The organism is Pseudomonas emilianonis, assembly GCF_023072625.1.
GTDB lineage: Bacteria > Pseudomonadota > Gammaproteobacteria > Pseudomonadales > Pseudomonadaceae > Aquipseudomonas > Aquipseudomonas paraveronii.
In genome coordinates, this window is record NZ_JAKNRV010000336.1 from 1 (window position 1) to 5,498 (window position 5,498).

Here is a 5,498-nt window from a genome sequence, read left to right on the forward strand (position 1 = left end):
TGCCAGGGCTCTCGCTGCAGGGCAGACAACGTTAAAGGCGCGGTTCGACCCGCATACCGCTCACAGGCGCGGGGCGACGGAACGGCTCGTCATCCTCTTCCGGCTCGGCGGCCAAGGCAGCATCGACCGCAGCCTTGCGCTCACGGCTCGCCTTGGCGGCGCGCTCGATGGGCCAGCGTATCAACACAAACACGAGGTACACGCCAAAAGCGATCATCGTGTACATGAACAAGTCGGAGACCGCCCGCCAGGCGTTATTGCCGACCTTGAGCACCAGGTCCAACGCGGTAATCGCAACGGCGGGCGCGAACTGGGTCTTGACCGGGTCGACGACGGTCGGGCTCAACAGCAGCACGGCCATCAGTAATTGCAGCGGCTCGCGCAACCAGCGCCAGATCCAGCGGGTCATGCGCCACCACACCAACAGGCAGCCCAAAGCGGCGAAGGCGTAAAGGCCCCAAGCGGTCAGATAGTCGTTCTCGGTCATGGTGTCCATGGCAAGGTAGGCAAACAGGCCGCTATGATAACGGCTTTTGCGTGTCGCGGCTGCAATGCCTGCCACCATCCTCCAGACAGAGAGTGATCCATGCCGTCATCGCCCCACATCACTGCCGCCCCGATTGCCCGCAAGGCCGCAGGCCAGGACCCTTACGCCTGGCTGCAAGCGCGTGACAGCGCTGAAGTCATGGATTACCTCAAGGCCGAAAACGCCTGGCAGGAAGCCCAACTCGCCGAGCAACAGGCGCTGCGTGAAACCCTGTTCGAAGAGATCAAGGGCCGCATCCTCGAAACCGACCTGTCGCTGCCCTCCCCCTGGGGCCCGTACCTGTATTACACGCGCACCACCGCCGGCGACGAATACGCCCGCCACTACCGCTGCCGCCGCCCGGCCGACGACAGCAACCAAGTGGATGACAGCAGCGAAGAGCTGTTGCTCGACCCCAATGCGTTGGCCAACGGCGGCTTTTTCTCCCTCGGTGCATTCAGCATCAGCCCCGACCACCAGCGCCTGGCCTACAGCCTCGACACCAGTGGCGAAGAGATCTACACCCTGTACGTGAAGGAATTGGCCACCGACAAAGTCAGCGAACTGGCGTTCGACAACTGCGACGGCAGCATGACCTGGGCCAATGACAGCCTGACGCTATTCTTCGGCGAACTGGACGACACCCATCGCCCGCACAAACTCTACCGCTATCGCCTGGACGGCACCGCCGCGCAGGAAGTGTTCCACGAGACCGACGGGCGTTTCTTCCTGCACTGCTACCGTTCCAGCTCCGAGCGCCAGTTACTGGTGGCCCTGGGCAGCAAGACCACCAGTGAAATCTGGGCGCTGGACGCCGACCAGCCGCACCTGGACTTCACCTGCCTGGCGCCACGGGTCGAAGACCACGAGTATGACGTCGACCATGGCCAGCTCGACGGCGCGTGGACGTGGTTTGTCCGCAGCAACCGCGACGGCATCAACTACGCTCTGTTCGTCGCCGCCGACACCGGCCGCGTGCCGACCCAGGCCGACTGGCAAAACCTGATCCCCCACAGCGATGAGGTAATGCTCGACGGCGTGAGCCTGAACGCCAGCGCCATGACCTTGAGCCTGCGCATTGGCGGACTGCCGGTCATCGAAGTGCATCCCCTGGGTCTGCCGACCTACCGCGTGGAATTGCCTGACGCCGCCTACAGCCTCTACGTACAAAACAGCCTGGAATTCCCCAGCGACAAGATCCGCCTGCGCTATGAAGCGCTGAACCGCCCGGCCCAGGTGCGCCAACTGGAACTGGCCAGCGGTGCACAACAGGTGCTCAAGGAAACCCCGGTACTCGGCGTGTTCAACGCCGACGATTACGTCAGCCAGCGTTTGTGGGCGACCTCCGCCGATGGCACCCAGGTGCCGATCAGCCTGGTGGTCAAGCGCGACCAGCTCGGCAAGCCGACGCCGCTGTACCTCTATGGCTACGGCGCCTACGGCCAGAGCCTTGATCCATGGTTCTCCCACGCACGCTTGAGCCTGCTGGACCGTGGCGTCGCGTTTGCCATTGCGCACGTGCGCGGCGGCGGCGAACTGGGTGAAGCCTGGTACCGCAACGGCAAGCAGGAACACAAACAGAACACGTTCAGCGACTTCATTGCCTGTGCCGAACACCTGATTGCACAGGGTTTGACCAGCGCCAAACAGCTGGTAATCAGCGGCGGCAGCGCCGGCGGCCTGTTGATCGGTGCGGTGCTCAACCAGCGCCCGGAGCTGTTCCAGGCGGCGATTGCCGAAGTGCCGTTTGTCGACGTGCTCAACACCATGCTCGACCCGGACCTGCCGCTGACCGTCACCGAGTACGACGAGTGGGGCAACCCGCAAGAGCCCGAGGTCTATGCGCGCATCAAGGCGTATGCGCCGTATGAAAACGTCCGCGCCCAGGCCTACCCGGCCCTGTTGGTGATCGCCGGCTATAACGACAGCCGCGTGCAGTACTGGGAAGCGGCCAAGTGGGTGGCCAAGCTGCGCGACACCAAGACGGACGACAACCTGCTGCTGCTCAAGACCGAACTGGGGGCCGGCCACGGCGGCATGAGCGGGCGTTACCAGGGATTACGTGACGTAGCGCTCGAATATGCATTTGTGTTCAAGGCGCTGGGGCTGGTTTAGCAACTTTCATACGGTGGTCCCGCCGGAACACTGGAGCGCCTTACAGCGTTAACCGCCGGGCGTCTTTGGCTTGCTGTCGTTCGGCGGCACGCCGGGGACCGTCTGGTCCTTCGGTGGCGCAGGTAACACGATGGGCACCAGCGGCGGCGAGCCGTTCGTCTTGGGCACGGCGGGCGGGGTGACTTGCGGATACAGCGTCGGGGTGGGGGTGCCCGGCGCGCCAGGGGTTGGCGCCGGCGCGACCGGTACGGTTTGCAACTCCTGAGCCTGCACCGCACCCAATGTGAGCGCGCCGAGCACAATGACCGTTAGAATGCTGCACTTCATCGATGGCTCCATGGCCTGACCGGAATGTCGTAAGGCTACTCCCAACCGCGCAAGAATGCCCTTCCCAATGAGATTTCCATGAAACGTTTCGTTCTGCTGGACACCACCCCGATCCCCGACAACGGCGGTGCTTTGTGCCTGTTCGAATACGGCGAGGATTTTGTCATCAAGATCCAGGGCGGCGACGGCGGCCAGTTGATGAACACGCGCATGCATGGCTCCGAAGACGCGCTGGCAGAAATTCCTTGTCGCAAAGTCGCCGGCCGCCCCGGTTCGCGGGTATTGATCGGCGGGCTGGGCATGGGCTTTACCCTCGCGTCGGCCCTCAAGCACCTGGGCAAGACCGCCGAAGTCGTGGTGGCGGAGCTGGTGCCCGGCGTCGTGGAATGGAACCGTGGCCCTTTGGGCGAAAAAGCCGGGCGCCCATTGCTTGACCCGCGCACCGTGATCCGCATGGAAGACGTGGCCAAGGTGCTGCAAGCCGAGCCTCACGGCTTTGATGCGATCATGCTCGACGTGGACAACGGCCCCGAAGGCCTCACGCAAAAGGCCAACAGTTGGCTCTACTCCGCCGGTGGCCTGGCCGCCTGCGCCAAGGCCCTGCGCCCCAAGGGCGTGCTTGCGGTATGGTCGGCCAGCGCCGACAAACTGTTCAGCGACAAGCTGCGCAAGGCCGGCTTCAAGGCCGAAGAAGTGCAGGTGTTCGCCCATGGAAACAAGGGCACGCGGCACACCATCTGGATTGCGGAAAAGCTCAAGGGCTAATTGCGCCGCGATTGGCTAGAATCAACCTTATCCGTGACCCACCCAAAGACAGGAGCCATGATGAGCTCGACCAACCCGCCCTCCCACACCGCCAAGCTGGACCGCATCCTCGCCGATGCCCAGCGCGACCGGGAAATGGGCTACCGCGACAAAGCCCTGAAAATGTACCCCCACGTGTGCGGCCGCTGCGCCCGTGAATTCGCCGGCAAACGCCTGAGCGAACTGACCGTGCACCACCGCAACCACAACCATGACGACAACCCCCAGGACGGCTCCAACTGGGAGTTGCTGTGCCTGTACTGCCACGACAACGAGCACTCGCGCTACACCGACCAGCAGTACTTCGGCGAAGGCTCCACCAGCAGCCCGACGATCGCCAAGGCCACGCACAACCCGTTTGCGGCGTTGGCAGGGTTGATGAAGAAGGACGACTGAAGCTCGTCGCTGCCTGTCACGGCCTCATCGCGAGCAAGCCCGCTCCCACCTTTGGAATGCATTCCCCCGGTGGGAGTGGGCTTGCCCGCGATGGCTGCCTCACAAGCAACACATATCTTGATACCGACCGCACCCGTATAATCGCCGCTTTTCTCCAAGGCACCCTTCCCCGTGGGCAATAAACGCTACAGCTGCATCGGTCTGTATAACCCCAAATCCCCCGAAAACGTCGGTTCGGTGATGCGCGCCGCCGGCTGCTACGGCGTGGCCTCGGTGTTCTACACCGGCAAGCGCTACGAGCGCGCCCGGGATTTCATCACCGACACCAAGAAGGTCCATCACGACATTCCGCTGATCGGCATCGATGACCTGAAAAAAATCCTGCCGCTGGGCTGCATCCCGGTCGCCGTCGAACTGGTGGAAGGCGCCCGCCCGCTGCCTGAATACACCCACCCCGACCGCGCGCTGTACATCTTCGGCCCCGAAGATGGCTCCCTCGACAAAGAGATCCGCGACTGGTGTGAAGACGTGGTGTATATCCCGACCACCGGTTGCATGAACCTCGCCGCCACCGTCAACGTGGTGCTCTACGACCGCATGGCCAAGGGCAATAACACCCGCTCGGGCCCCAAGTACTGATTTCTCGGGAACATCCGGCGCCTGCACACAGTCAGTTGCGTATCACTAGCCCTTGTTGGAGACAGATCATGAGCGACAGCAAAACCCTGCGACCTATCATTGAATCCACCCCATTCCAGGCCCGCCCCACGCAAAACGTACACGGCTGGGAGCGCATCGGCTCGGTGGCTGGCGGCGTGATCATGGTCGGCAAAGGCCTGCGCCGTGGCGGGATTTTCGGGCTGCTCCAAGTGGCGATTGGCGGCGCGGCGCTGACGCGTGGGGTGACCGGGCACAGTTCGCTCAAGGACAAGCTGGAACAAGGTCGCCAGGAAATGAACAGCCTGCGCACGAAAATCGAGCGAGCCGGTGAAGACTTGAAAAACCTGAAGACCAAGGCGCAAGTGACCGCCGAAAAGGCCACAAAAACCACCGGCTGAGCCAAGTCTTCTGCCTGTTGGTGATCCAAATGTGGGAGGGGGCTTGCTCCCGATAGCAGAGTGTCAGTCACCACCTACAGTGACGGAACCAGCGCTATCGGGAGCAAGCCCCCTCCCACCGTTATTCTGGGTCAGTGCAACAGCTTGGAGCGTTGCGGTCCATCATCACCTTGCCGGCGATCATGCGCAGGTCGAGTTTTTCGGCGGCTTCGAAGAATGCATTCACCGATTGCGGGTGCACGCTGCCGAACACCAGCGCGGTGGTGGTGCCG

The 5,498-nt window shown here is 62.9% G+C and carries 7 protein-coding genes and 1 pseudogene; 5 read left to right on the forward strand and 3 right to left on the reverse strand.

The features are described from left to right. Positions 1-31: 31 nt before the first annotated feature. The gene (locus tag L9Z73_RS24280; protein WP_247406487.1) at positions 32-565 is read right to left on the reverse strand and encodes an MFS transporter; all 534 of its coding nucleotides are present in this window, start codon (positions 563-565) and stop codon (positions 32-34) included. A 21-nt stretch (positions 566-586) separates the two neighbouring features. Between L9Z73_RS24280 and L9Z73_RS24285 the strand changes: the two genes are divergently transcribed. After that, positions 587-2,641 (forward strand): S9 family peptidase, encoded by a 2,055-nt coding sequence (locus L9Z73_RS24285; protein ID WP_247406488.1) that lies wholly within the window; start codon positions 587-589, stop codon positions 2,639-2,641. A 48-nt stretch (positions 2,642-2,689) separates the two neighbouring features. On the opposite strand, the gene L9Z73_RS24290 is transcribed toward L9Z73_RS24285, so the two are convergent. Next, positions 2,690-2,968, reverse strand: coding sequence for a hypothetical protein (locus tag L9Z73_RS24290; protein ID WP_247406489.1), 279 nt, complete (start codon positions 2,966-2,968; stop codon positions 2,690-2,692). Between the two features lie 78 nt (positions 2,969-3,046). Between L9Z73_RS24290 and L9Z73_RS24295 the strand changes: the two genes are divergently transcribed. The 4 genes from L9Z73_RS24295 to L9Z73_RS24310 all read left to right on the forward strand — a co-directional run bounded on the left by L9Z73_RS24295 (position 3,047) and on the right by L9Z73_RS24310 (position 5,226). Next, positions 3,047-3,733: a spermidine synthase gene (locus tag L9Z73_RS24295; RefSeq protein ID WP_247406490.1), complete on the forward strand. Its 687-nt coding sequence runs from the start codon at positions 3,047-3,049 to the stop codon at positions 3,731-3,733. A 60-nt stretch (positions 3,734-3,793) separates the two neighbouring features. After that, a complete protein-coding gene (locus tag L9Z73_RS24300; protein ID WP_003210675.1) occupies positions 3,794-4,168 on the forward strand; it encodes a YajD family HNH nuclease in 375 nt (124 codons plus the stop codon). Positions 4,169-4,339: 171 nt separating this feature from the next. Beyond that, entirely contained in the window at positions 4,340-4,807 is a 468-nt protein-coding gene (locus L9Z73_RS24305) for an RNA methyltransferase (protein WP_247406491.1), read from the forward strand. Positions 4,808-4,875: 68 nt separating this feature from the next. After that, positions 4,876-5,226, forward strand: a complete 351-nt coding sequence (locus L9Z73_RS24310; protein WP_247406493.1) for a YgaP family membrane protein — start codon at positions 4,876-4,878, stop codon at positions 5,224-5,226. Between the two features lie 130 nt (positions 5,227-5,356). On the opposite strand, the pseudogene L9Z73_RS24315 reads toward L9Z73_RS24310, so the two are convergent. Beyond that, positions 5,357-5,498 (reverse strand): annotated as a pseudogene (locus tag L9Z73_RS24315) (amidohydrolase family protein); the annotation flags it as partial.

What these genes read in the sequence shown, in the direction of transcription:
- L9Z73_RS24280 (WP_247406487.1), bottom strand. Translation starts at nt 565, where the DNA reads ATGGTGGCAGGCATTGCAGCCGCGACACGCAAAAGCCGTTATCATAGC.
- L9Z73_RS24285 (WP_247406488.1), top strand. Translation starts at nt 587, where the DNA reads ATGCCGTCATCGCCCCACATCACTGCCGCCCCGATTGCCCGCAAGGCC.
- L9Z73_RS24290 (WP_247406489.1), bottom strand. Translation starts at nt 2,968, where the DNA reads ATGAAGTGCAGCATTCTAACGGTCATTGTGCTCGGCGCGCTCACATTG.
- L9Z73_RS24295 (WP_247406490.1), top strand. Translation starts at nt 3,047, where the DNA reads ATGAAACGTTTCGTTCTGCTGGACACCACCCCGATCCCCGACAACGGC.
- L9Z73_RS24300 (WP_003210675.1), top strand. Translation starts at nt 3,794, where the DNA reads ATGAGCTCGACCAACCCGCCCTCCCACACCGCCAAGCTGGACCGCATC.
- L9Z73_RS24310 (WP_247406493.1), top strand. Translation starts at nt 4,876, where the DNA reads ATGAGCGACAGCAAAACCCTGCGACCTATCATTGAATCCACCCCATTC.